This window comes from Ralstonia nicotianae (genome assembly GCF_018243235.1).
Taxonomy (GTDB): domain Bacteria; phylum Pseudomonadota; class Gammaproteobacteria; order Burkholderiales; family Burkholderiaceae; genus Ralstonia; species Ralstonia nicotianae.
This window is the reverse complement of record NZ_CP046674.1, coordinates 3382645-3405163: the sequence shown is the minus strand read 5'-3', so window position 1 is coordinate 3405163 and position 22519 is coordinate 3382645. Positions and strand designations below refer to the sequence as shown.

Below are 22519 nucleotides of genomic sequence, written 5' to 3'. Positions count from 1 at the left end.
GTGGATTCACAAAATGAGAAAGCTTGATCTTGAATCCCTGCTGTTCTTCAAGTCGGTCGCAGATCTCGGGAGCATCACCCAGGCCGCCAGGCAGCTGAACCGCGTGCAGTCGAACGTCACCACGCGCGTCAAGAATCTGGAAGAGCGCCTTGGCGTGAAGCTGTTTCTGAGGCACGGGAATCGGCTGACGCTCTCCGCAGACGGGGAACGGCTGCGGGGCTACGCCGAAAGGCTTCTCCGCCTCTCGGCAGAAGCGGAATCCGCCATGCTGGTTCGTGCCCCGCAAGGGACATTGAAGCTGGGCACGCTGGAAAGCACCGCTGCCGCTCGATTGCCGCCCGTGCTGTCTCAATTTCACCGGCGCTACCCTGACGTGCTCATCGAGCTGGTGACAGGCTCATCAGCGAAGCTGCTCGACATGGTTCAGCGATACGAGGTTGACGCGGCGCTCATCTCTGAGCCGTTCCATGCTCCTGGGCTGGCAACGCAGGAGGCGTTCGATGAGGTGTTGGTGCTGATTGCGCCACTGACCGCCACCCATGTCTTGAGCCACGATCATCTGCAGCGTTGCACCGTGGTCGCCTTCTCGGCGGGCTGCTCGTACCGGCGCATCTTTGAGGAATGGCTGGCAAGCAACGGCATTGCGCCTGCCCGGATCCTGGAGCTGGCGTCATATCACGCGATTGTGGCCTGCGTGGCCGCCGGAACGGGCATTGGCATCATGCCAAGATCCGTGCTGAAGGCCGTGCATGCGGAGCCTCAGCTACAGCTGCTCCCTCTGCCACCCAGGTATGCCGAGGTCAAAACGCATCTCGTATGGCAGCCGGATCATGACTTTGCGGCGGTGGATGCGCTTCGACAGCACCTTCTCGAGTTCTGAGTCGGGCAGTCGCGAATCTTCAGCCAACTGCCGATACCCGAGCTGAGCCAGGACGTCATGCGTGATACCGCCCAATCACCCCGCCCCCAACTCCCCATACCAATAAGCCGCAGTCACCCCCCCATCAATGAGGAAGTCGCTGCCGGTAATGAACGTCCCATCCGGCCCCATCAGCAGTGCGCCGAGGTTGCCGATCTCGTCGGGGGTGCCGGCGCGTCCGGCGGCGCACAGTTCGATCATCCGGCGGTATCCCGCGCCGCGCGGGCCGGAGAGTTCGTCGTTCGCCAGCGGCGTGATGATGATGCCGGGGCTGATGGTGTTGACCCGCGCGCCGCGCTTGCCCCAGCGCACGGCCTCGGCCATGACCCGCAGTGCGTTCCCGCGCTTGGAAAGCTGGTAGGCGTGCAGCGGGTCCGTCACCTGGTCGGGCTGGAGCATGGGGAGCGCGAGCAGGGCGTCGGTCGGTGTCAGGGCCAGGGCCTTGTCCTGTTCCGGCGTCAGCGCGGGCAGGCGGTGTCCGGATTGCGAGGCGATGACGATGCCGGCGCCGCCGCGGGCAATCACGTTGCCGAACGCTTCCAGCACCAGCGCGGTGCCATAGAGGTCGACCTTCAGGATGGTGGCGGGGGAGGCCTGCGTCGGCGACACCCCTGCGGCATGGATCACGCCGGTGACGGGACCGATGGCCTGGGCCGTGTCGGCCAACGCCTGTACGGACTCGCGCAGCGCAACATCGACACAGGCGGTGCTCACTTCAAAACCCGCGTCGCTGAGCGTCCTGGCGGCCGCGTTTGCGTTCTCTTCGCGCAGATCGGCGAGCAGCACATGCTTGCCCGTACTCACACGCCTCGCGATCGCCTGGCCGATGGCGCCGGATCCGATCACTACGACAACATCCTTCATGGGTTCTCCTGTCCGGCCGGTTGAGGCCAACGATCATGTGCGCAAGGCAGCCACGGCGCCAGGCCTTGGACGCGTGGGCCGATCGCTGCGCCGGCGGTGCTGGCCAATCCGGTCATGTTAGGCGGCGACGGCAGGTGGGCCTAGGGCCGCGGGGCTTGAAACATCATCAAGCCCAAGTTGATGATCGGGCACTGCGGGATGGCCTCTTGCGATGAGGGGGCGTTGCCGACGGTTTTTTTTCGGCCCGATGTGCACGGCTTGTGGATTCGCATGGCGCGCGTCCGTCGATGCCGGATTATCAATTGTGGCTTGTCACTGGAGAAAGCCAGGCTGGGCTATTCAGTTGACAGCGCGGCGCATACAGTCCGAGCCATCCCGCGCTCCCTGGACGCCATGCAGCCCACCGCCTCGCCCCCGCAAGACCGCAGTCTCTGGATGCTGGCCGTCCTGAGCCTGCTGATGGCCTTCGCCTCCATCTCCACCGACCTGTACCTGCCGGCGATGCCGGCCATGCAGGCCACCCTCGGTGCGAGCGCCGGTGCGCTCGAATGGACCATCTCGGGCTATCTGGTCGGCTTCAGCCTGGGGCAGCTGCTGTGGGGCACAATCGGTGACCGCATCGGCCGGCGGCTGCCGATTGCGCTGGGCCTGCTGCTGTTCATCGGCGGCTCGGCCGGCTGTGCGCTGGCCGCCAGTGCCCCGGCCCTCATCGCATGGCGGGCGGTGCAGGCCGCGGGTGCTTGCGCCAGCGTAGTGCTGGCGCGCGCCATGGTGCGCGATCTGTACGAGGGCGAGCGTGCCGCGCGCATGATGTCCACGCTGATGACGGTGATGGCGATCGCGCCGCTGGTGGGGCCGAGCGCCGGCGGCCTGATCCTGAAGCTGTGGTCGTGGCGCGCGATTTTCTGGACGCTGGTGATCGTGGGGTTGGCCACGCTGGCGGCGGTCGGCACGCTGCCCGAGACCCTGCCGGCCCACCGCCGCAACGATGCGCCGCTGCATCGCACGCTCGCGCGCTACGGCGTGCTGCTCCGGCATCCGCGGTTGCTGGGCTACCTCGGCGTCGGCGGCTTCTTTTATGGCGGGATGTACGCCTATGTCGCCGGAACGCCGTTCGCGTACATCGATGACTACCACGTCCCGGCCCAGCACTATGGGCTGCTGTTCGGGCTCGGGATCGTGGGCATCATGGCCACCAACCTGCTCAACGCGAACCTCGTCGGGCGTTTCGGCGGCGACCGCCTGATGCGTGCCGGCGCTGTTGCCGCCGCGCTGGCCGGCGCGGCTGTCGCGCTGGCTGCCCGCATGGGCTGGGGCGGGTTGATGGGCCTGGTGATTCCGCTTTTCGTGTTCGTCTCCACCACCGGCTTCATCGTGGCCAACGCGATGACCGGTGCCCTGGGCACCTTCCCGCAGTTTGCCGGCTCGGTCTCCGCGCTGGTCGGCGCCACGCAGTACGGCACCGGCATCCTCGGCTCGGCCCTGGTCGGCGCGCTGGCCAACGGCACGCCCGTCCCCATGGGGCTGGTGATTGCGGCATGCGGGAGCGGCGGTGCGCTGGCCGCCGTCCTGCTCGTGCCGGCGCGCCGGCCGATGCCCGTGGCCCCAGCGGCGGCGGGCTGATGGCCGAAGGCAAGGTCAGGCATTTCGGCTTGTCGGAGGCGGGTCCGCGCACCATCCGCCGCGCCCACGCGGTGCATCCGGTGAGCGTGCTGCAGACGGAGTATTCGCTGTGGACGCGCGATCCCGAGGGCGGCGTGCTGCAGACCTGCGAGGCGCTGGGCATCGGCTTCGTGCCCTGGAGCCCGCTCGGCCAGGGCTATCTGACCGGCAAGGTGCGCGCGGACACGGCCTTCGACGCGACCGACCTGCGCAGCACGTTTCCCCGGTTCACGCCCGAGGCCATGCAGGCCAACCAGGCGTTGCTCGCCGGGATCCGGACGATCGCTGACCGCAAAGGCGCCACGCTCGCGCAGATCGCACTGGCCTGGCTGCTCGCGCAGAAGCCGTGGATCGTGCCGATTCCCGGCACGCGCAGCGCGGCCCGCCTGGCGGAAAACCTCGGGGCGGCCGACGTGTGCCTGGATGCGGCCGACCTGAGCGAGATCGACGCCGCGCTGGCCAACGCGCCGGTTGGGCAACCTCGCCTGTCCGACGCGCATCTGCGTTTCATCGACCCATGAGCCCGGGCCGCCGGCCGCTGCCGGAAACAACGATGACCCGAGTCCTGAGACTGGGTGCCAATGGGCCGCTTGCCCGCAATACCACCCGCGTGTTCCTTGCGCATCCGGCGGTCGTGCTGACGCGCTGCCTGCGGCGCGCCGGCCGCCTCTAGAACCGCGACCCAAGCCGGGCAACGATCGTCGATGGCGAGCGGCTCGCGGCGGCGATGCCGCGCCGGGACGTCGGCGCGCCCCGGCCTCAAGGCCTGAGCAAGGACGTCTGACGCTGCCGGTCGCCTCGGATTTGCGGCCCCATCCCCCATCACCTAGCCTCGAAAAGGCTTCCGCCATGAGCCCCGTCCGTGTCTGGGACACCTCAGTGTCGGTCGCGGCCAGGGCTGGGCGCGCGCGGCCCTTGAAACGGCCGGGGCTCGTCTCATCAACCGTTCGACCGTCCGGACCGGACACGCAGGGGGGATACGATATGAGCACCATCACCATCGCGGCATACGACGACAGCAACAACCAGCTGTTCAGCTACCAGGTCGGATTCGCGTTCGAGATCAACGTCCAGCAGCTGCTGCAACTGGCGTTCGTGAACGCGCAGAGCGCCAGCCAGCCGGACCCGTTCAGCTACACGCTCGAATACTACGGATACAGCCAGAGCGCGCAGTATCCCGGCTATCTCGGCTACGAGCTGGAAAGCATCAACACCTTCGACGCCGATGCGGATCACTACTGGGAGCTCGCGGTCAACGGCCAGCCGTCGCCGAGCGGCATCGACACGACCTTCCCGAATCCAGGCGCGACGGTGACGCTGACCTATCAGACGGTCACCTCGAAAAGTCTCGCCGCGAACAGCCGCCAGAAGGCCATCCAGGAGCGGCGCGCCGCGCGCAGCGGTGCCCGGCTGCCGGAGCCGGCATGATGTGCCGCGCCGCGTGAGGCGCGACCGGGCGGGTCCGGCGATCGGAAGCCGCTGACGCTGACATTGGGGGAGCCGGTATGCGGTTCCCCCAATTGTTTTGGTGACGGCGGATATGCGGCACCCGCCGACGATCGCGGCGTATCGTGTCGGCATGACCGCAGACATGGGTACCGCTTCCGATGCCGCCGCGCTCGTCACCCGGCTGGTGCGCGTGCGTGGCCGCGTGCAGGGGATCGGCTATCGGGAGGCCTGCGTGCGCCGCGCCCGGGCGCTGGGCGTCACCGGCTGGATCCGCAACCGGATGGACGCGTCGGTGGAGGCGATGCTGCAGGGCTCGCCGCTGCAGCTCGAGGCCATGTGCGCGTGGCTGGACGAAGGCATGCCTGCCGCGCTGGTCGAGGGCATGGAGGTCATCGAGGTGCCGGCGCCGTTTCCGCGCTTCGACCGCTTCGAGCAACTGCCGACCCTATGAGACGTGCGCCGGAGCCGGGGCGCCCGTGCCGCCTCACGGATGCGGATGGATGGGGTCGACCCAGTACACCGTCTGCGGCGGCTCGGCCGGCGTGATGTCCAGGTTGACGACCACGGGCTCCTGCCCGCTGCGCACGATCACGCAACTGAGGGTCTCGGTCGGGCTCGCGTTGATCTCTTGATGCGGCACGAAGGGCGGCACGTAGATGAAGTCGCCGGGCCCGGCTTCGGCGGTGAACTCCAGGTGGTTGCCCCAGCGCATGCGGGCCCGGCCGCTGACCACGTAGATGACGCTTTCCAGTTCGCCGTGATGGTGGGCGCCTGTCTTGGCATTGGCGTCGATGGTGACCGCGCCCGCCCACAGCTTGCTGGCGCCCGTGCGCGCGTGGGTGATGGCCGCGGCACGCGTCATGCCGGGCGTCTGCGGCGTGTTCAGGTCGAGCTGCGAACCCGGAATGACCTGGACTCCGTGTTCGCGCCAGTCGGGCGTGGGCTCGGCGTGCATGGCGGTCTCCTTGCGCGCGTGGGATGGCGTTGCTGATGCCAGCATAGGCGCTGGCACCGGGGCCGGCGGCGGATTTCTGGCTGTTGTGGGCGGCGGGATGTACTCTAATTCGAGCCAATCCTGCATCGCGCGTACTGCGGCGCATCATCTCCATGGATCGAGCGGAACGAACGGCCTTCGTCTTTGCCGGCGGCGGCAGCCTGGGCGCCATCGAGGCGGGCATGCTGCGCGAGCTGGTGGCCAGCGGCGTGATGCCCGACATGGTGGTCGGCGCGTCGGCGGGGGCCATCAATGCGGCGTTCTTTGCCTGCCATCCGCATATGGACGGCGCCGCGCGGCTCGAAGCGCTGTGGCGCGGCGTGCGGCGTGCCGAGGTGATGCCATGGTCGTGGCGCGTGATGCTGGGCATGCTCGGCCGGCGCAGCACGCACCTGGTCGATGCGGGCGGGCTGCAGCGGCTGCTGAACCGGCATTTTGCACAGGCGCGGCTGGAAGCGGCGCCGCTGCCGCTGCACGTGGTCGCGACCGATATGCAGACCGGCGCCGAAGTGGTGCTGTCCACCGGCAGCATCGTGCAGGCCGTGCTGGCCAGCGCGGCGATTCCGGGCGTGTTTCCGCCGGTGCGCGTCGATGGCCGCCTGCTGATCGACGGCGGGGTCGCCAACAACACCCCGATCTCGACGGCCATTCGCCTGGGCGCGACGCGCGTGGTGGTGCTGCCCGCCGGGTTTGCCTGCGCCGACCGGCGCGAACCGCGCAGCGCCATCGAGCATGCACTCAACGCGCTGTCACTGCTGGTGGCGCGGCAGCTGGCGCAGGACCTGGAGCACTGGGCGGGGACGATTCCCATCTCGGTGGTGCCGCCGCTGTGCCCGCTCGAGGTCTCGCCCTACGACTACACCCGCTGCGGCGAACTGATCGATCGCGCCGCCGCGGCCACCGCCGCATGGCTGGCAGCCGACGGGCTGGCGGCCTGCAATGTGCCCGGCGCGCTCTATCCCCATCACCACGACGACGGACACGCGGGTTGCAGCGCCGATCTCCACGCGATGCCGGCGCCGTGAGCGCGGCGCCCGCCGGACGACCGGGCGAGGCCGGCGCCAGCGCCGCTAGTTCGCCGCCTGGCCGCGCACCTGCTGCCAGTCCAGGCCGAACCGGGCGAGGTACTTGCGCAGCCGGTCCGCATCGTTGACCTTGGCTTTCTCCAGCCGCGACACATCGAACAGCCGCCGCCCCGCATCCGACAGCGATGCCGATTCCCGGCAGATCCGGACGACGCTCTCCAGCTGCATCCGGTCGAACCGATCGAGCGCGGCCGCGCCGTCACCCAGCAGCCCGGCGAGGGTGTCGTCGCCGGCGGGCGCCTCGGCGCCGGACCAGGCGTGCCGCAGCCGGCCGATTTCCGCCTCCACGCCGGCCTCGGTGATGCGGCCGCCTTCGGCCAGCGTGGCCAGGCGCGTGACCGACGCCGACAGCTCGCGGAAGTTGCCGCTCCAGCGCGCCTGGGGCGAGGCGACAAACCGCAGGTAAGCGCGCCGCGCCTCGGTATGGAAGCGCACCTGCTCGCCGTGCTCGCGGGCAAAGCGGACCAGTTCGTAATCGAGGTTGGGCTCGATGTCTTCCGGGCGCTGGGCCAGGCCGGGCAGATCGAAGGTCCACAGGTTGATGCGCGCGAACAGGTCTTCGCGAAAGCGTCCCTCGGACACCCATTGCCGCAGGTCGCGCACCGTGCCCGCGATCAGCTGGAAATCGCTCTGCGCCTCGCGGTCGCTGCCGAACGGCAGGAAGCGCTTCTCTTCGATGGCCTTGAGCAGCATGGCCTGCTCGTCCAGCCCGAGCTCCCCGATCTCATCCAGGAACAGCAGGCCGCCGTCCGCGCTGCGTAGCAGCCCGGCGCGGTCGGTCTGCGCACCGGTGAAGGCGCCCTTGACGTGGCCGAACAGCGCCGACATCGCGCTGTCGCCGCGCAGCGTGGCGCAGTTCACCTCCACAAAGCGGCCGCTCAGCTGGTGGCGCGCCTTCTTCATCTCGTACACGCGCCGCGCCAGGAACGACTTGCCGGCGCCGGTCGGGCCGAACAGCAGCATCGGCGAGCGCGACCGCGATGCCACGCGCTCGATCTGCTCGATCATGCGGTTGAACGCCGGGTTGCGCGTGGCAATGCCGGACTTCAGCCGCGACACCGTGTCTTCGCGCTCGCGCGCGAAGCGCGTGGCGATCCTGTCGTAGCGGGACAGGTCTAGATCGATCAGGGCATAGCTGCCCGCGATGTTGCCCGGCGCCTTCTTGCGCGGCGGCGAGGTCTGCACCAGCCGGGCCGGCAGATAGCGCGCCTCGGCCAGCAGGAACCAGCAGATCTGCGCGACGTGGGTGCCCGTGGTGATGTGGATCAGGTAGTCCTCGGCGTCGGTGTCGAATGCGTAGCCCCGGGCGAAGTCGTGCAGCATGCCGTAGACCTCCTCGAAATCCCAGGGATCGCGCAGCGCGATCTCGACGCTGCGCACCTCGGTTTCCGGCGAGACGGCGGCGATGTCGTCCCGCAGGTGCTCGAACAGGCCACGGCTGCGCGCGTCGTGCAGCAATTCCAGCCGGTGGATGACCAGGTCTTCCTGCTGACACAGCCCGACGGACGGGCGCCAGCGCTCCCAGCGCTGGGTGCCCTTGCCGGCATAGTCCAGCACGGTGCCGACAAAGCCGATGGCCACGGTTTTTTGCATGAGTGTGGCTATAAAAATAGATAAGTGGCGATCTTACAGGATCGGAAAATTGGGCGAAATAACGGATCGATGCCTCCGGAGTTCCGGCTCGGGAAAAGTCATTTTTCCTTTTGAATCAATGGATTGATTCCGGTTCGGCAGGGAGGCGGTGCCGGGCTGGCACGCCCGTTGCACTAGAGGTGGCATCGACAACACAACGCGAGAGGCCGGGCACAAGCCGGCACCACCGGTGATCTCGGGTTGCCTGAACCAGACGGGGGCACACGATGTGCAGTGGAAAGCAAAAGCGTGCCGCCATCATGGCGCGACGCCGGGACCGGCGTGCGCAGGCCGCCCTGGCCGCCCGGGCGACGCTGGCCCCGGTACCATCGCGGCCCTGCGGCCGCTGCCGGTCGACCGGCAGCGGCTGGCGCCTTGCAACAGCTACGGCGAGCCCGAGTTCGCGAGGCGCGGCTACTACGTCGATCTTCCTTTCACCTGCCGCGATTGCGCAAGCCAGGAAGTCTGGACCGCCGCGCAGCAGAAGTGGTGGTATGAAGAAGCCAAGGGCTATGTCGATTCCACCGCGGTGCGCTGCCTGGCTTGCCGCCGACAGCGCCGCGGCGCACGCATGAACAACAACAAAGACAACTCGATCAAAGCATCATGAGCAATACCAGTTACGACACCCTCCACGTCGATCACGGCGCCGACATCAAGCTGTGGACCCACGGCGTGCCGGTGGAAGACGACGCCCGCAAGCAACTGATGAACACGGCGAAGATGCCCTTCATCTTCAAGCACCTGGCGGTGATGCCGGACGTGCACCTAGGCAAGGGGTCGACCATCGGCAGCGTGATCCCGACGCGGGGCGCGATCATCCCGGCGGCCGTCGGCGTGGATATCGGCTGCGGCATGATGGCCGCGCGCACCACGCTCACCGCGGCCGACCTGCCGGACAACCTGCACGGCCTGCGCAGCGCCATCGAGGCGGCGGTGCCGCACGGCCGTACGCCGGGCGCGCGCGACAAGGGGGCCTGGAGCACGCCGCCGGCCACGGTCGATGCGATGTGGGCGGAACTGGCCGAGGGCTTCCAGCGGATCACCGACAAGTATCCGCGGCTCAGGAAGACGAACAACCACAAGCACCTCGGAACGCTCGGTACCGGCAACCACTTCATCGAGGTCTGCCTGGATGAAGAGAACCGCGTCTGGTTCATGCTGCACTCCGGTTCGCGCGGCGTGGGCAATGCGATCGGCAACCTGTTCATTGAACTGGCGCAGGCCGATATGCGGCAGCATATCGCCAACCTGCCGGACCGCGACCTGGCGTATTTCGAGGAAGGCAGCGAGCACTTTGACGACTACGTGGAGGCGGTGGGCTGGGCGCAGGACTACGCGCGCCGCAACCGCGCCACGATGATGCAGAACGTGATCGCGGCCGCGCGCAAGGTGATCGCCAAGCCGTTCGCGGCGGACGTCGAGGCGGTGAACTGCCACCACAACTACGTGCAGCGCGAGACCCACTTCGGCCACGAGGTGTTGGTGACGCGCAAGGGCGCGGTGTCGGCACAGAAGGGGCAGCTCGGCATCATTCCGGGTTCGATGGGCGCCAAGAGCTTCATCGTGCGCGGGCTGGGCAACGAAGAAGCGTTCTGCTCGTGCAGCCACGGCGCGGGCCGCACCATGAGCCGCACGCAGGCCAAGAAGCGCTACACGGTGGATGACCAGGTTCGTGCCACCGCGCACGTGGAGTGCCGCAAGGATGCCGACGTCATCGACGAAATCCCGATGGCGTACAAGGACATCGACGCCGTGATGGCCGCGCAGGCGGACCTGGTGGAGATCGTCCATACGCTGCGGCAGGTGGTGTGCGTGAAGGGGTAGCCTGCCGGGGGTAGGCCGTCGTCGAAGCGAAGGCGCCGTCCGCTGTCCGACGTGCCCGGGACCCGCCATCCGGCCGGGCTCGGGCACAATGCCGCACGCCGATCACCCGAACGTTTCGAACGCAATGTCTTTTCTCTACGCCCATCCGGTTTCCGCCGACATCCGCGCGCGGGTCCTGTCCGAACTCGCCGACATCGAGCGGCGGCACGATGTCCGGGTCCTGTTTGCCTGCGAGTCCGGCAGCCGGGGCTGGGGGTTTGCCTCGCCCGACAGCGACTACGACGTGCGCTTCGTCTACGTGCATCGCCCGGCCTGGTACCTGAGCGTCGAGCCGCAGCGCGACGTGATCGAGGTGCCGATCAGCGATGAACTGGATGTGGGCGGCTGGGAGCTGCGCAAGGCGCTGCAGCTGATGCACCGCTCCAATCCGACGCTGCTGGAGTGGCTGGCCTCGCCGATCGTCTACCGGGAAGACCCGGCGGCGGTACAGCGCATGCGCGCGCTGGCCCCGACCTTCTTCTCGGAGCGCAGGGGGCGCTGGCACTACCTGTCGATGGCGGCCAAGAACTTTCGCGGCTACCTGCAGGGCGAGACAGTCCGCCTGAAGAAGTACCTCTACGTCCTGCGCCCGCTGCTGGCGGCCCAGTGGATCGACGCCGGGCGCGGCATGCCGCCCATGCGCTTCGCCGATCTGGCGGACGTCATGGTGGCGGACGCGCCGCTGCGCGAGGAAATCAATCGGCTGCTGGCCATCAAGATGGCCTCTTCCGAGGCGGAATACGGTGCCCGGTTTCCGCGCATCCACGCCTTTGTCGAGCAGGCATTGGCCGCGCAGGCGCTGCCGGCGGACTTCCGGCAAGGCGGCGGAGACCCCGCGGCGCTGGATGCGTTCCTCTATGCAACCGTGATGGCGGCGGACACCCATCCTTCCTGATGCGCCCGGCATGGGCGCGCAACGAACAACAATAAACAAGTCATGAACAACCGACTACAACCCGCGCCCTGCATCGAACTCGATGGTGCCCAAGGCGAGGGCGGCGGACAGATCCTGCGCACGGCATTGACGCTGTCGATGCTGACCGGCACCCCCTTTCGCATCGAGCGGATCCGCGCGGGCCGGTCCAAGCCCGGTCTGATGCGCCAGCACCTGACGGCGGTGCAGGCCGCGGCGGAGGTCAGTGGCGCCACAGTAGAGGGCGCCGAGGCCGGGTCGCAGGCGCTGGCCTTTGCGCCGGGGCCGATCCACGGCGGTGACTACCGCTTCGCGATCGGCACAGCCGGCAGCTGCACGCTGGTGCTGCAGACCGTCCTGCCGGCGCTGTGGTTTGCCGATGCGCCGAGCACCGTGGCGGTGAGCGGCGGCACGCACAACCGCGCGGCGCCGCCGGTCGATTTCCTGATCCGCGCATGGCAGCCGCTGCTGGCCCGCATGGGCGTGACGCAGACGCTCGCGCTCAAGCGTCACGGCTTCTATCCGGCCGGCGGCGGCGAAGTGCTGGCCACGGTCACGCCGTGCGCCGGCCGGCTCGGCGCGCTGCACCTGACCGAGCGCGGCGCGCTGCGCGAGCTGAGCGGCCAGGGGATCGTCGCCAATGTGCGGCCGGGCGTGGCCCGCCGGGAACTGGAGGCGCTGGCCGCGCACGTGCCCGGCGTGGTCGGCTCGGTGCGCGAGCTGTCGCCCGCCGAGGGGCCGGGCAACGCGCTGGTGCTCGACGCCGTGCATGAGCACGTGACCGAAGTCTTCACCGGCTTCGGCGAGCGCGGCGTGCCGGCCGAGCAGGTGGCGCACGGGGTCGCGAGCGCTGCGCTGCGCTATCTGCACAGCACCGCCGCGGTCGACGAGTACCTCGCCGATCAGCTGGTGCTGCCGATGGCGCTGGCCGGCGCGGGCTGCTTCACCGCCGTGACCGCATCGCCGCACCTGACGACCAACATCGCGGTGATCGAGAAGTTCCTGCCGGTCGAGATCACCGTGCAGGCGGAGCGTGATGCCTCGGTGGTGCGGGTGCAGGTCAACTGACGACGTGTGGCGATGGCGTCGCTCGAGGCGGCGCTGTTTGATCCGGCACGCACTTCGCATGCCGGGCCGGCCGGAATGTCCCGAAAGAGCGTGGGCCAGGTGTGGAGGCTGAAAGGGCCGGGCCGTCGATCCATGCTGCATGGGCCGCTTGGGAATGGATCCGTGCGAAGACCTGATTTTGTTTTCCGATGTTCTTGATTGATGAATATGGTCGCGATTGTGGTCAATGATTTTTGATGCGGCGCAAATTCCATCTCGGCCATATACGATCCTGGCGTGATTGTTCAGTAAAGTCGTGCAGCTCAATACATTCAATTGTGTTTGAGTGCCGTTCCACCGTTCCACCGTTCCACCGTTCCACCGTTCCACCGTTCCACCGTTCGCCGAGATCATTTGAACCATGTCCAGTCGCATTTCCGGTTTCTGGGGCCGACATTGGCCGGATCTTTCATCGCAAAGCGATGATCGTGATGAAAAAATGCCGGTCGTGTCAAAAGCGCAGGCCAGAGAAGTCTATGAGCATTCCGTCCTGTTTCACGGAACAACCCTTCGCTCAAGGCGTTCCATCCAGCGCAATGGGTTTCGGCTGGAGAATAAATCCGCGGGCTCCATCACTGCCTATGCGGGAATTCAATCCAATTTCGATGCGGCAGTGGCTTCCAGCAGCCACCACTACTTTGCTGAAAAAAAGGAGGTTGCGAAGCGCTTCGCCAGAATGGTCAGCCGTCATTGCGGCGATCGCCCCGCACTGGTTCGTACCATAGGCGTCATGAATCATTTCGCCATCGAGGAAGATCCCGACGCCGGTACGTCTTGCCTCAGAACGAACGAAGACATTCCTTCCAGCCATGTCCTTGGCTCCAAGGGTAGTCCCGCCGAAGGTAATGCTCGTATTTTCAAAGGGGAAATGGAGGCCGATGGCCACAGCATTTCGTTGGAAGAGGCCGGCGATCTGCTGAGAGCGGTGCAATCGGATTCCGACAGTGATGGCTGAAAATCACTGTTAAGTGCTTCTGCGCCCGCGCCAGAATGTTTGATGCGGTGACGCTGCCCTGTCTTGGGCGAAGCACATGTCCATCGGCTTCCTTCCCGCTTCCTTCCCGTCCCTCGGTATGCGTTGCGACGGCCTGAAGAACGGGCACGCCGGTATCGCACCATCCGGCCGGCGGGCGCACGTCCGCTTTGGCGATCGGCGCGGGAGGGGGCATCGGATCGATCGTCATCGTCGGCATCCGGCGTAATCCGCATGCGCGCGCGAGCGACATCACGTAAAGTGCGGGCACTCGAACCTGATTTCCCTTTCTTCATTTCCCGCACGCCATGGATTTCCTGCAATCGCTGCTCGCCCCCCGCCTGCAAAACGTCGAGACTTCGGCCATCCGCGAACTCTTCAAGGTGCTCGGCAAGCCGGGCCTGATTTCGTTTGCCGGCGGCTTTCCGGATGCGGCGCTGTTCGACGTCGAGGGCCTGAAGGCCGCCGCCGACAGCGCGCTCGCCACCGACGCGGCGCGCGCGCTGCAATACGGCGCCACCGAGGGGTTCGAGCCGCTGCGCGAAGCCATCGTCACGCTGATGCAGGCGCGCGGCGCCACGGTGGCCAACACCGACATCCTCGTCACCACCGGCTCGCAGCAGGGGCTGGACCTGCTGGGCAAGGTGCTGATCGGCGAAGGCGACACGGTGCTGACCGAGGCCCCGACCTTCCTCGCCGCCATCCAGGCCTTCAAGCTGTATGGCGCCAAGGTGGCCGGCGTGCCGACCGATGAAGACGGCCTGGACCTCGATGCGCTGGAGCGCGCGCTCGCCGCCGGCCGCCCCAAGTTCCTCTACGTGATCCCCAACTTCGGCAACCCGAGCGGCGCGCTGATGAGCCTGGAGCGCCGCCGGCGCCTGCTGGCGCTGGCCGTGCGCCATGACCTGCTGATCGTCGAGGACGACCCGTATGGCGAGCTGTACTTCGACGCGCCGCCGCCGCCTTCGCTGTTCGCGCTCAGCCAGCAGACCGACGGCGCGCAGGGCCGCGTGGTCTACCTGGGCAGCCTGTCCAAGGTGGTGGCGCCGGGCCTGCGGGTGGGCTGGATGATCGCGCCGTCGCTGGTGCTGTCCAACGCGGTGATGGTCAAGCAGTTTGCCGACGCGCACACCTCCACCTTCGCGCAGGCCACCGCCGCCGCCTACCTGCGCAGCCAGCGCATGGAGACCGTGCTGCCGCGCACGCGCGCCGCCTATGCCGAGCGCGCCCACGCCATGGCCGACGGCCTGCGCGCGCTGCTGCCCGAGGCCGAGCTGACCTTCAACCGTCCGCGCGGCGGCATGTTCCTGTGGAGTCGCCTGCCCGGCCGCAACGCGGCGGACGTCGCCCGGATCGCCATCGAGCGCGGCGTGGCCTTCGTGCCGGGGGCGGCGTTCTATCCGGTCGATCCGGACCGCTCGACGCTGCGCCTGTCGTATGCCACCTCGTCGCTTGCCCAGGTGGAGGAGGGGGTACGCAAGCTGGCGGGGGCGATCGGCGAGCTGGCGGCCGCCTGAGGGGGGCGTCGCTCTGCACCAGCGCTCTCACGGGGTGGGGCGCTGATTCGTCATCTGGCATCGGCCGTGCGGGATAGGGCGGGCGCTTCGACGGCACGTCCGCCGCGATCGGGCTGGCCGCCGGCGTGGCGCTGTTTCGCTATCGCGTGGGCGTGATCCCGGTCATCCTGGGGTGCGGCGCGGCCGGGCTGGCGATCCGCTTGCTGGCCGGCTAGGCGCGGTGTCCGTGGCCGGGGGTGGTGGGCACCTCGCACGCGCGGGTGTACCACTCCCATGCCGCCGAGCCGCACAGCACCAGCGTCGCCAGCGCGGAGACCGCCAGCGCCGGCAGTGCGGCCGCCACCAGTCCGATCAGTCCCAGCGCCGCCAGCCCCAGCATGTGCGCCGCGCGGGCCCGCCCGAAGATCGCGCACTTGAAGAGCAGGTTGCCGAGCAGGTAGAGCGCGGCGCTGCCGAGCACCGCCAGCGCCGTGCCCGGGTGCGGATGCCCCACCGGATGCGCCAGCACGAATTCATCGGCCGCCGCGCCGACGATGATGCCCGCCACCAGCAGCACGTGGATGTAGGTGTAGGCCAATCGCGCCAGCCGCCCGGGATCGGCCGCGTGCGAGATGGTGTGGCTGCCGCGCTCGGCGATGGTGTCGAAGTACAGCCACCACATCGCCAGGCTGCCGATGAACGACAACGCCATCGCGGCGATGCTGGCCGGGCTCCAGTCGAGCCCGGCGAAGGTCGAGCCGGTGACCAGCACCGATTCGCCCAGCGCAATGATGATGAACAGCGAGCAGCGCTCGGCCATGTGGCCGCCTTCGACATGCCAGTCGTCGACCGTCGAGCGGCCCAGGCCGGGGGTGTAGAAGCCCGCCGACGGTCCGAGCCATTCGATGCCGAGCGCGGCGATCCAGGCGGCCCAGCGCGCCGGCCCCTCCGCGAGGCCGCCCGCCAGCCAGAACACCGCCGAGACGCCCAGCCACGTGGCGATGCGCTGGAAGTTGCGTCGCATGCCCAGCGATTCGCCGCGCACCGCCCACAGGAAGAACAGCGTGCGGCCGAACTGCATGAAGACGTAAGCGAGCGCGAACGCCAGCCCGCGCGAGCCGAACGCCTGCGGCAGCGACGCCGACAGCAGCAGCCCCGCCGTCATCAGCACCAGCAGCAGGAGGCGGATGGCGAGCTGCTCCGGGTCCAGCCAGTTGGTGACCCACGAAGTGAAGATCCACACCCACCACACGGCCAGCATCAGCAGCAGTGTCTGCGCGCCGCCCGCGAGGGTGAAATTGCCGATCAGCAGGTGCGACAGCTGCGTCACCGCGAACACGAACACCAGATCGAAGAACAGCTCGATATTGGTGACGCGGTGATGGCCGTGCGCGCCGGACGGCGCGGGGCGGAGGTAGCTGCGCGGCATGGCGGGGTCAGCCCGACTGCATGCCGAGCGTGATCGTGCCGGCGCCCAGCAGCACCGCGCCGCCGGTATAGCCGAAGCGGCGCTGCGCGGCCACGCTGGTCAGCTGGCGGGCCAGCAGCCGGGCGGCCAGCGCGTACATCGATGCATTCAGCGCGGCCAGGCAGACGAAGGTCGGCAGCAGGATCGCGCCCTGCGACACGAAGGTCTGGTCCGCCGAGATGAACTGCGGCACGAAGGCGACGAAGAAGACGATGCTCTTGGGGTTCAGCGCCGTCACCGTCCAGGCCGACAGGAAGCGGCGCCGGGCGGACTTCGGCTGCATCGGGATGACGGCCTCGGGCGCATCGTCGCGCAGGCGCCGCGCGGTCAGGATCGACCGGATGCCCAGGTAGACGAGGTACGAGCCCCCGACCAGCTTCAGCACCGTGAACGCCGCCGCCGATGCGGCCAGCAGCGCACCCGCCCCGGCCAGCGACACGGCCATCGCCGTGGTATCCCCGGCGGCCACGCCGGCCACCGTGCTCCATGCCGAACGCCCGCGGTTGGCCAGCGAATCGCCGATCACCAGCAGGATGGTCGGGCCGGGAATCAGCAGGACGATGAGGCTCGCGCCGATGAAGGCCAGCCAAGTGTGCAGGGGCATGGTGGGCTCCTGGTCTGGGAGGGTGTGAATGGGTGGGGACAGTTATCCATGAAATCCGGAGGGCGTCAAATGGGAGGCGGTTCATCCCTGGTTCCGGCCTGGGCAGGGACGCCGCCGCCATGGTGCTTGCTGTACCGGGCACGGTCACGTGCCCGCAACCCGGTCACACCCATTCGTCCACACCGATGCGCGGGCCATCATGAGCGTCACCTGAAGCGAATCTACACGGTACGGCTTAGTCATTCCGCCCGGTGTTAAAGCGTGTCGCGTTTGCGTGGCGGCGGCGGCGGGCGTCACCTGTCAAGGTTAACGGGGGGGTACGGGAGCGGGGTGGCCTATAACCGTATTTCGCGAGGCGGCGGAATTGATTTCGCTGTAAATCGCTTTTCCGTTTATTTATTTTCCATTGGAGAGAGATATGGCGGGCGGTATTGATAACAAGGTGTCTTCCTGGGTCAAGCTGGGTCTTGTAAAGAAGGACTCGCGCTCCGTGTTCCTGGCCGAGCAGACCTCCTTCGACAGCGCTGCAGCGGTCGGGGATTTTCTCGGGAAAGACACGTCCGATCCCGGCGCAAAAGGGGAGGCGATCTATTCGGACCCGAGGAACCTGCCGACGGCGATTGCCAGCATCATGAATCACGCGCAGAAGCGCGCGAACTTCCACCCGGCGAAGGACACGCTGGACGTGCTGGCAAAGGACTTCGACCGCTATGTCGAAGAAATCGACAATACGCCGTTCTTTCATCTGCTCACGCACGACGGAAACGAGCGGTTTTTTGAAGGAAAGGATTACAACAAACTGATCAATTCGATCGTCGGCCTGTATGACGGCGTTTCGCAGCAGGACAAGGACAAGCTGAAGAACGCGATCCGGGAAATGGCTGAAAACGTATTCAGCCAGTCGCATGCAAAGGACAAGAAAACGATGTTTTCCCAGTCCACCATCGACTATTCGAACCCGGAAAACCCGACGATCATGATCTATTACACGGCACTTGCCATGACGCATGATAAGAACGGGAAATCGGAGGTTTCGACCCAGTGGTACGAAGTGCGGCGCACCAGGTACCTGGTGCTGAGTTCGCTGATCCGTACGTATGCCAAGGAGCTCGCGGCGATCGACAAGCAGACCATCATCGGCTGGACCCAGGCTTCGACGAGCCAGAAACAGCCGAACGCGAAGTTCGAGCTGTGCTTCCCCGAACTCGCCTACGAGACGGTGTAAGCGCGTTACCCGACGCGTGTCAGGTGCTCCGGCCGGAGCGCCTGACGGCGCCCGGAAGGGGGCGCGAGCGGCAATGCCTTCCGTCGCGCTCGTCCGGGCCATGCAACCCGCAAGGCTCACGCGTTTCCGGGCGATGCCCGGGCCTTGCCGGCCGCGCTAAACATGCCGACGCGCAGCCAGCCCGACCCCACCCATCAGCAACAGCGCTGCCGCCACTTCCAGCCCATGCGGCCATCGTCCTTCCTGGATGAATCCGTAGAGCAGCGCGAACACCGTCTCGAACACGATCATCTGCCCCGACAGGGTCAGCGGCAGCTTGCGGCTCGCGGTGTTCCACAGGCTGTTGCCGAGCACCGACGCCCCCAGCGCCACGCCGGTATTGACGAGCCAGAACAGCCCCCACGCCGATGCGGGTTGCGGTGCGGCGGTCGCCATCCCCGGCATCAGGAAGGCCGGTACGGCGAGCACGAGCGACAGGGCGCCGGTGGCGATGCCGGTCAGCAGCGACCATTCGCGGCTGGTGAATTGCGGGTGCCTGCGCAGGTACCGTGCATTGCAGACCGCATAGAAGGTCCAGCAGGCCAGCGCGCCCGCCGCCATCAGCAGCCCGAGCAGATGGGTGGCGCCGCCGGCGCCGGCTTGCGTGGCGGGGGCATCGGCGTAGATGCAGGCCACGCCGGCCGCCGCCATCAGCAGCGGCAGCGCGAGCCGGCGCAGCGGCAGGCTGCCGTGCTCGGCCGCACCCGCCAGGGTGACGGTGACCGGCAGCAGCCCGACGATCAGCGACACCGGCGCCACCCCGGCGCGCTGCACGCCGCCCGCCACGCACAGGTAATAGAGCACGTTGCCCGGCAGCGACAGCAACACCAGCGCCAGCCAGTCCCGCCGCGTGGTCTTGCGCCACAGCGGGCGCCAGACCGGCAGGGCCAGCGCGAGCGACAGCACGCCGTACAGCAGATACCGTGCCGCCGACAGCGCCAGCGGCGAGAACGCCGGCAGCATGCGCGGCGCCACGAAGATGATGCCCCACAGCGCGCCGGCCGCGATGCCGCAGCCGAGCCCGGTCAGGCGGTCGCGCCGCGCATCGTGCAGCGCGTGCGTCAGTCGTGTTGCGGAGGGGGTGTTGCCAACAGCCATCGGAATGCCGGTCCGTGAAAAGACAATGATCGGACCGGCACTGTGCGCGCGCCGGTGCCGCCCCGTCTTGGCGAAGCCGGACACCGCTTGGCAAATGCGGAAACGGGAACGCTGGCAGCGCGGCGCTCAGCCGCCGCACCGCACGGCCGCGGGCGTGATGCCGTGGGCGGCCTTGAGATGGCGGGTCAGCGCGCTCTGGTCGTAATAGCCGGTGCGGGCGGCGATCTCGGCGATCGGCAGCGCGGTGCGCTCCAGCAGCCGCAGCGCATGGCCGAGCCGCACCGCCGCCAGCCGCGCGTGCAGCGTGGTGCCGTAGGCGGCACGGAACAGCGCGGCCAGCCGCCGGGCGCTCAGCCCCACTTCGGCGGCCAGCGCTTGCACGGTGAGCGGCTGCGCATAGTGCTGCTCGATCATCCGCCATGCGCGTTCGGCGCGCGGATCGGGGCGTACCTGGTACTGCGTCGACCGGTTGGCCGGGTGCGCAGCCAGCGTCGCCAGCGCCAGCGATGACCATGCCTGTGCCAGTGCGGGATCGAGCACCGGCCTGGCGTGCGGCGCTTGGGCGCTGTGCAGCCAGGCGGCCAGCGCGCGCAGGCCGGGCGTGAGCGCGAAGAACACCCGCTCGGCCAGGCCGTCGAGGTCGGGCGTTTCGAGCGCGGGCGTGGCGATGTCCAGCACGATGAAGGCGTTCGACCCGGCGGCTTCGAAGGCATGCGTGGCGCCGGCCGGGATCAGTGCGGCGTGGTGCGCGTCGACGCAGCCGGCGCGGCCGTCCACCTCCATCGCCAGCACGCCGCGCGACGGCATCACGACCTGCACGAAGTCGTGGGCATGGGGCGGGGCGGCGAGGCCGTAGGTGCGGAAATCCAGCATGGCTGCCTGTTCTACCTGTTCAATCGGACCACCGGGAGGTGGGAATGGAGGCGCGTATCGTCACGGCGGTTTCGTGGCCGTAGCGTACTCCCATCTGCGGTTCGCGTCCGTCTCGATCGGGTTGGGGATGCCGCTCCCATGGCAGGCTGCGTCCCTTCCGGGGGCACATTCTGTGCCCGGCTGCCGCCCTCGAAGTCGTGCTTGCCGAACCGCCATGTCCGTCCCGCTTTGGGGCAGCCGTACGACGCCGGTCCCGGCGTCCCCGAGCGCCGGGGCCGTGAAAGCAAGGGGGTGATCCGGATGCTGCCGGTGTCAGTATCCGCCCGCGCAGCGAAAGGCCGATCGTCCAGCGCAGGGGCGGTGAGGACATGGCCTCTTGCCGCCGGACAGGGCGGAGACCGCTCGCGATGGGCCGGGGCACTCCGCAGCCCGGCGCGCCGAGGCAAAAAAATACCCGGCCAACTGCCGGGCTCGAACTTTCACGGGGCGGACCCGTGAGAAGAGGAACGTAAGACATGCTGCCGTGCCTGCGTGACAGCGGCGTGTCAGTCATTCCTCCGTAATCGTCACCTGGTTCGGATAGAACGCCAGGAAGCGCTCCACCTCGCGCGCGACGGGCAGGGCGTGCTCGTATGTCCACACGGCGTTTTCCGCCCGCGTGTCGCCGGTGACGATGGTGTAGTACGCCGCATCGCCTTTGTACGGGCAGTGCGTGTGATGGTGGGTGCGCTCCAGGTGGTTCATCTGCACGTCATCGCGCGGGATGTACTGCACCGGCGCCAGCGATGCTTCCCGCAGCGTGCGGGCCTGCCGCGTATCGGCGATGGTGTAGCCATTGAAGACCACCGTGACGCGGCGCGGGTTGGGTGCGACGGTGATCGGGTGATTGGGGTCGATGTCGGACATGCGGCGCTCCTGCGGGGTGGCGGAAACCCCGCCGCCGGGGCGGGGGCCCGTTTCCACTGTAGCAAGCGCCGCGGGCCTTGCATGCCGCGCGCGAGGCCTGGCGTGGCGGCCCTTGATCCGGCGCAACCTCGGGGGCGGAGGGCGCGTGGCGGACGCCGAAGCGGATGGCGCGTTACCGCGCCGAGGCTTCGTGCGCGGCGGGCTTGGCGCCGGTGACGGTCAGCGTGGTCGCGACGGCGTTCCACAGGGGCTCGTAGCGCTGGCGCACGGTGCTGGCCTGCTCGGGCGAGGTGGCTGGCGATTGCATGTGCAGCATGACCAGCGCGCCGTCGGTCGGCACCACGAACACGCGGCCGACCAGGGTGCTGCCTGTCAAGCGCGGCACGCGCGGCCCAGGCGCCTCGACGATATAGCTGGCCCAGGCGCCGGCACGGCCGCCGAACGACTGCGGCCCCCAGCCGAGCAGCCGGCAGGGCAGCGCCACCGCCTGGCGCACGGCGTCGCGCAGCCAGCGCGGCTCGTGGTTGCCGCCGGGCACCGTCTCGGGCTCGCCCTCGGTGGGGCGGATCACCAGCTCGATCCGCGACAGGCCCGCGCCGCCCTGGTTGGCCCATGCGCCGATGGCCACGCGCGCCGGGTCGGGCCGGCGCGGGGAAATGGGCGGCACGCGCTCCCACGAGAACGGCAGGTGCATCGTCAGGCTGGTGCCGCGGGCGTTCGGCCAGTCCGTGAACGTGATGTTCTGGGTGAAGCGGCTGGCCAGTTCGTCGCTCGGACGATCGTCGTAGACCACCGCCAGCAGCATCTGCAGGTTGACCCGGTCCTGGTTGCCCTGGGCGCGTACGCTGACGCGCTCGGCCAGCGCATGGGCGGTCTGCTCGTTCTGGGTGGCGGTCGCGACGCTGGGCTGATGGGCATCGAGCACGCGCTCGATCAGCAACTGGCGTTCGTCGTCGGTCAGCGGCAGGCCGGCGATCAGCCGGCGCGTGCGGGCCAGCGCCTGCGGAAACGCGTTGTCGAACTGCGTGCGGGCGCGGATCAGTTCCTCGCGCTGGGCGGGAAAGCGCTGGATGGCGCGGTCGATGGCCTGCGTCTGCACGGTCAGGAAGCCGAGCAGGCTGACCAGGCCGGGGATGGCGCCCGGCGTGTAGTCCCACGCGATGGCGTGCAAGGGCCACGCCAGTGTGGCAATCAAGAGCCAGCGCGGCCAGCGCCGGTGGCGCGAAGGCATGCGACTCGGCATGCGGATTTCCCCCAGGGAAGGCGAGGCGTGTTGTTGGAATGGGCTGCACCGCCTTGTCGGCCGGCGGAACGGGCCCGGCGGGTTCAGCGGTGCAGCGCGAGTG

Annotated in this window: 21 protein-coding genes and 1 pseudogene; 13 read left to right on the top strand and 9 right to left on the bottom strand. The window is 68.2% G+C overall.

Going from position 1 to position 22519, the window contains the following annotated elements:
- Positions 1-13: 13 nt before the first annotated feature.
- Positions 14-880, top strand: coding sequence for a LysR family transcriptional regulator (locus tag GO999_RS15730; protein ID WP_058908325.1), 867 nt, complete (start codon positions 14-16; stop codon positions 878-880).
- Between the two features lie 75 nt (positions 881-955).
- Here the strand turns inward: GO999_RS15730 and GO999_RS15725 are convergent, their stop codons facing one another.
- A complete protein-coding gene (locus tag GO999_RS15725) occupies positions 956-1783 on the bottom strand; it encodes an SDR family oxidoreductase (protein ID WP_011000182.1) in 828 nt (275 codons plus the stop codon).
- 435 nt (positions 1784-2218) lie between these two features.
- Here GO999_RS15725 and GO999_RS15720 point away from each other — a divergent pair, with 435 nt between their 5' ends.
- From GO999_RS15720 to GO999_RS15705, 4 genes and pseudogenes are all read left to right on the top strand, one after another.
- Entirely contained in the window at positions 2219-3406 is a 1188-nt protein-coding gene (locus GO999_RS15720) for a multidrug effflux MFS transporter (protein ID WP_211906793.1), read from the top strand.
- Positions 3403-3966 (top strand): annotated as a pseudogene (locus GO999_RS15715) (aldo/keto reductase); the annotation flags it as partial. The gene GO999_RS15720 and the pseudogene GO999_RS15715, both read left to right, overlap by 4 nt.
- Positions 3967-4429: 463 nt before the next feature.
- Positions 4430-4873 carry a DUF4430 domain-containing protein gene (locus GO999_RS15710; protein WP_011000185.1) on the top strand — a complete coding sequence of 148 codons (444 nt, stop codon included), beginning with the start codon at positions 4430-4432 and terminating at the stop codon, positions 4871-4873.
- Between the two features lie 112 nt (positions 4874-4985).
- Entirely contained in the window at positions 4986-5345 is a 360-nt protein-coding gene (locus tag GO999_RS15705; protein WP_197343392.1) for an acylphosphatase, read from the top strand.
- Positions 5346-5378: 33 nt separating this feature from the next.
- Here GO999_RS15705 and GO999_RS15700 read toward each other — a convergent pair whose 3' ends face one another.
- Entirely contained in the window at positions 5379-5849 is a 471-nt protein-coding gene (locus tag GO999_RS15700; protein WP_021155918.1) for a cupin domain-containing protein, read from the bottom strand.
- Between the two features lie 152 nt (positions 5850-6001).
- Between GO999_RS15700 and GO999_RS15695 the strand changes: the two genes are divergently transcribed.
- Complete coding sequence (locus GO999_RS15695) at positions 6002-6913, top strand: patatin-like phospholipase family protein (RefSeq protein WP_019717404.1); 912 nt, start codon at positions 6002-6004, stop codon at positions 6911-6913.
- Between the two features lie 45 nt (positions 6914-6958).
- On the opposite strand, the gene rtcR is transcribed toward GO999_RS15695, so the two are convergent.
- Positions 6959-8566, bottom strand: coding sequence for an RNA repair transcriptional activator RtcR (rtcR, locus tag GO999_RS15690; RefSeq protein ID WP_165591652.1), 1608 nt, complete (start codon positions 8564-8566; stop codon positions 6959-6961).
- 268 nt (positions 8567-8834) lie between these two features.
- On the opposite strand from rtcR, the gene GO999_RS15685 reads away from it, so the two are divergent.
- From GO999_RS15685 to GO999_RS15660, 6 genes are all read left to right on the top strand, one after another.
- A complete protein-coding gene (locus tag GO999_RS15685; RefSeq protein ID WP_240924093.1) occupies positions 8835-9215 on the top strand; it encodes a zinc-ribbon domain-containing protein in 381 nt (126 codons plus the stop codon).
- Positions 9212-10432: an RtcB family protein gene (locus GO999_RS15680; RefSeq protein WP_019717408.1), complete on the top strand. Its 1221-nt coding sequence runs from the start codon at positions 9212-9214 to the stop codon at positions 10430-10432. The genes GO999_RS15685 and GO999_RS15680 overlap by 4 nt, the downstream gene beginning before the upstream one ends.
- Before the next feature lie 88 nt (positions 10433-10520).
- The gene (locus tag GO999_RS15675) at positions 10521-11366 is read left to right on the top strand and encodes a nucleotidyltransferase domain-containing protein (protein ID WP_028852496.1); all 846 of its coding nucleotides are present in this window, start codon (positions 10521-10523) and stop codon (positions 11364-11366) included.
- Positions 11367-11408: 42 nt separating this feature from the next.
- Positions 11409-12452 carry an RNA 3'-terminal phosphate cyclase gene (rtcA, locus tag GO999_RS15670; RefSeq protein WP_071011896.1) on the top strand — a complete coding sequence of 348 codons (1044 nt, stop codon included), beginning with the start codon at positions 11409-11411 and terminating at the stop codon, positions 12450-12452.
- A 400-nt stretch (positions 12453-12852) separates the two neighbouring features.
- Positions 12853-13446 (top strand): hypothetical protein, encoded by a 594-nt coding sequence (locus GO999_RS15665; protein WP_197369619.1) that lies wholly within the window; start codon positions 12853-12855, stop codon positions 13444-13446.
- A gap of 326 nt (positions 13447-13772) precedes the next feature.
- Positions 13773-14981: an aminotransferase-like domain-containing protein gene (locus GO999_RS15660; protein ID WP_211906379.1), complete on the top strand. Its 1209-nt coding sequence runs from the start codon at positions 13773-13775 to the stop codon at positions 14979-14981.
- Between the two features lie 211 nt (positions 14982-15192).
- Here the strand turns inward: GO999_RS15660 and GO999_RS15650 are convergent, their stop codons facing one another.
- Complete coding sequence (locus tag GO999_RS15650; protein ID WP_211906378.1) at positions 15193-16389, bottom strand: low temperature requirement protein A; 1197 nt, start codon at positions 16387-16389, stop codon at positions 15193-15195.
- A 7-nt stretch (positions 16390-16396) separates the two neighbouring features.
- The gene (locus tag GO999_RS15645; RefSeq protein ID WP_211906377.1) at positions 16397-17032 is read right to left on the bottom strand and encodes a LysE family translocator; all 636 of its coding nucleotides are present in this window, start codon (positions 17030-17032) and stop codon (positions 16397-16399) included.
- A gap of 418 nt (positions 17033-17450) precedes the next feature.
- On the opposite strand from GO999_RS15645, the gene GO999_RS15640 reads away from it, so the two are divergent.
- Positions 17451-18257, top strand: a complete 807-nt coding sequence (locus GO999_RS15640) for a hypothetical protein (RefSeq protein WP_020830950.1) — start codon at positions 17451-17453, stop codon at positions 18255-18257.
- A gap of 156 nt (positions 18258-18413) precedes the next feature.
- On the opposite strand, the gene GO999_RS15635 is transcribed toward GO999_RS15640, so the two are convergent.
- The 4 genes from GO999_RS15635 to GO999_RS15620 all read right to left on the bottom strand — a co-directional run bounded on the left by GO999_RS15635 (position 18414) and on the right by GO999_RS15620 (position 22416).
- Positions 18414-19394, bottom strand: coding sequence for a DMT family transporter (locus GO999_RS15635; protein WP_211906376.1), 981 nt, complete (start codon positions 19392-19394; stop codon positions 18414-18416).
- A gap of 126 nt (positions 19395-19520) precedes the next feature.
- On the bottom strand, positions 19521-20267 hold the full coding sequence (locus GO999_RS15630; protein WP_211906375.1) for an AraC family transcriptional regulator: 747 nt from the start codon (positions 20265-20267) through the stop codon (positions 19521-19523).
- A gap of 549 nt (positions 20268-20816) precedes the next feature.
- A complete protein-coding gene (locus GO999_RS15625; protein ID WP_011000202.1) occupies positions 20817-21173 on the bottom strand; it encodes a DUF427 domain-containing protein in 357 nt (118 codons plus the stop codon).
- A gap of 172 nt (positions 21174-21345) precedes the next feature.
- Complete coding sequence (locus tag GO999_RS15620; protein WP_019717416.1) at positions 21346-22416, bottom strand: hypothetical protein; 1071 nt, start codon at positions 22414-22416, stop codon at positions 21346-21348.
- Positions 22417-22519 lie beyond the last annotated feature (103 nt).

Bases quoted from the DNA above. Each gene is read 5' to 3' on its own strand.
- GO999_RS15620 (WP_019717416.1), bottom strand. From the start codon at position 22,416: ATGCCGAGTCGCATGCCTTCGCGCCACCGGCGCTGGCCGCGCTGGCTC.
- GO999_RS15650 (WP_211906378.1), bottom strand. From the start codon at position 16,389: ATGCCGCGCAGCTACCTCCGCCCCGCGCCGTCCGGCGCGCACGGCCAT.
- GO999_RS15665 (WP_197369619.1), top strand. From the start codon at position 12,853: ATGTCCAGTCGCATTTCCGGTTTCTGGGGCCGACATTGGCCGGATCTT.
- GO999_RS15730 (WP_058908325.1), top strand. From the start codon at position 14: ATGAGAAAGCTTGATCTTGAATCCCTGCTGTTCTTCAAGTCGGTCGCA.
- GO999_RS15705 (WP_197343392.1), top strand. From the start codon at position 4,986: ATGCGGCACCCGCCGACGATCGCGGCGTATCGTGTCGGCATGACCGCA.
- GO999_RS15630 (WP_211906375.1), bottom strand. From the start codon at position 20,267: ATGCTGGATTTCCGCACCTACGGCCTCGCCGCCCCGCCCCATGCCCAC.
- GO999_RS15660 (WP_211906379.1), top strand. From the start codon at position 13,773: ATGGATTTCCTGCAATCGCTGCTCGCCCCCCGCCTGCAAAACGTCGAG.
- GO999_RS15625 (WP_011000202.1), bottom strand. From the start codon at position 21,173: ATGTCCGACATCGACCCCAATCACCCGATCACCGTCGCACCCAACCCG.
- GO999_RS15720 (WP_211906793.1), top strand. From the start codon at position 2,219: ATGCTGGCCGTCCTGAGCCTGCTGATGGCCTTCGCCTCCATCTCCACC.
- GO999_RS15675 (WP_028852496.1), top strand. From the start codon at position 10,521: ATGCCGCACGCCGATCACCCGAACGTTTCGAACGCAATGTCTTTTCTC.
- GO999_RS15645 (WP_211906377.1), bottom strand. From the start codon at position 17,032: ATGCCCCTGCACACTTGGCTGGCCTTCATCGGCGCGAGCCTCATCGTC.
- rtcR (WP_165591652.1), bottom strand. From the start codon at position 8,566: ATGCAAAAAACCGTGGCCATCGGCTTTGTCGGCACCGTGCTGGACTAT.
- GO999_RS15635 (WP_211906376.1), bottom strand. From the start codon at position 19,394: ATGGCTGTTGGCAACACCCCCTCCGCAACACGACTGACGCACGCGCTG.
- rtcA (WP_071011896.1), top strand. From the start codon at position 11,409: ATGAACAACCGACTACAACCCGCGCCCTGCATCGAACTCGATGGTGCC.
- GO999_RS15700 (WP_021155918.1), bottom strand. From the start codon at position 5,849: ATGCACGCCGAGCCCACGCCCGACTGGCGCGAACACGGAGTCCAGGTC.
- GO999_RS15695 (WP_019717404.1), top strand. From the start codon at position 6,002: ATGGATCGAGCGGAACGAACGGCCTTCGTCTTTGCCGGCGGCGGCAGC.
- GO999_RS15640 (WP_020830950.1), top strand. From the start codon at position 17,451: ATGGCGGGCGGTATTGATAACAAGGTGTCTTCCTGGGTCAAGCTGGGT.
- GO999_RS15725 (WP_011000182.1), bottom strand. From the start codon at position 1,783: ATGAAGGATGTTGTCGTAGTGATCGGATCCGGCGCCATCGGCCAGGCG.
- GO999_RS15680 (WP_019717408.1), top strand. From the start codon at position 9,212: ATGAGCAATACCAGTTACGACACCCTCCACGTCGATCACGGCGCCGAC.
- GO999_RS15710 (WP_011000185.1), top strand. From the start codon at position 4,430: ATGAGCACCATCACCATCGCGGCATACGACGACAGCAACAACCAGCTG.